The 1,289-nt window shown below is 43.3% G+C and carries 1 protein-coding gene and 1 pseudogene; both read right to left on the reverse strand.

The annotated features are described in order from the left end of the window. Positions 1-1,054 (reverse strand): annotated as a pseudogene (locus PLA23_RS13530) (PDC sensor domain-containing protein); the annotation flags it as partial. A 38-nt stretch (positions 1,055-1,092) separates the two neighbouring features. Then, positions 1,093-1,289 (reverse strand): Rid family hydrolase (locus PLA23_RS13535; protein ID WP_324475558.1); only part of this gene is annotated, 197 nt, incomplete at its 5' end.

Genomic DNA, 1,289 nt, shown 5'->3' on the forward strand with positions numbered 1-1,289 from the left:
GGGCAAGGGTGGTGCTATTCATGGTATATGCAAAGATATACCGATCACCAGAGACATACGGGCCTGAAAGATTGTTAAAAGAAGCACATGCCGATTCCTGGCCTGCTGTGCGGGCAAATATGGCTGCATCCTGAACAAACTGAGTAAGATTAACCAGGCTTGTATTCAGATTATCAGGCATTATTTGATGATCCAAGGGGATTTCGTGCTTTGCTGATTCTTCTACATTTCTGACAACTGCTACCCGCCAGTTCTGGTTATCTAGGGAAAGGGTATTCCAGACTGCTTCACGGAGAACCTGCCGGTTCCAGTTTTTATCCCAGAAGGTATATTGGATGGCCCCGCTCTCATTCTCAATTACTGCATGCGATACATTACGCATCTCCGGGGTGTCGTAGATTGGATCGGTCAGGACATTCTTCCCAATCTCAACTTCATCTGTTTCATATACAGTCATTCCATTGGTTTCAAGGATAAATACTTCATACCCGGTCTGCTCAGTAAAGGGACCGATAACCGGTCTGAAGAACTCTTCAGGACGGATGGTAACATCAGTATATCCAAGATACTCCTTATTTTCTGAAAATATGGGATAACTGATAGAGATTCCATAAAACCCTTCTTCCAGATAGAAAATGTTGCTGATGACCGGCTCTTGTCTTTCATTTGCAAATCTGGTTTCTGGCTGATAACTTAGATCAGTACCGATAAGACCTGAAAACGTGACTGGAGCTGCAGCAGTAACGATATTATCGGGAGAGATGATCAGTGAAGAGTGGCCATAGGGTACTTTTTCAAGTTTTGTAACCAATACAGAGGTTGCATTTTCTCCGGATATTCCAATAGTCCGGAGAGATTCGGCACTGATACTGTTTTCTTCCCTGATAATTGCCAGCTGATTCGATATCTCACCAGTAATTCGGTCCAATGCTGAAAGCATATCCGATGGGGGAGCCAAATTCCGGTTTGAAGAAGAATCAGGAACAATGTTGCCTGCATACGCAGGATTCAGAAAAACCGATATGAGACAGATGAATACGAACCATCGTTTCATACTCATCCATCTATTGATCAGGAAATAAAAACTTCGATTCAGATAACAAGAATGAAAAAGGATAATGCCAGAATTGCCTTGAGATTTTTCATGACCTGGTGAGTCTGACCCTCAAGTGTTTCTGCAAGAACTCCGGTCTGGGGATCAATGCCTATCTGACCTGATGTGTATTCATAATCATTCACGGCAACTCCCTGACTATACGGGCCGATTGGTTTTGGATCCTGATTTGTGT

It is taken from the genome of Methanospirillum sp., assembly GCF_035406105.1.
Taxonomy (GTDB): domain Archaea; phylum Halobacteriota; class Methanomicrobia; order Methanomicrobiales; family Methanospirillaceae; genus Methanospirillum.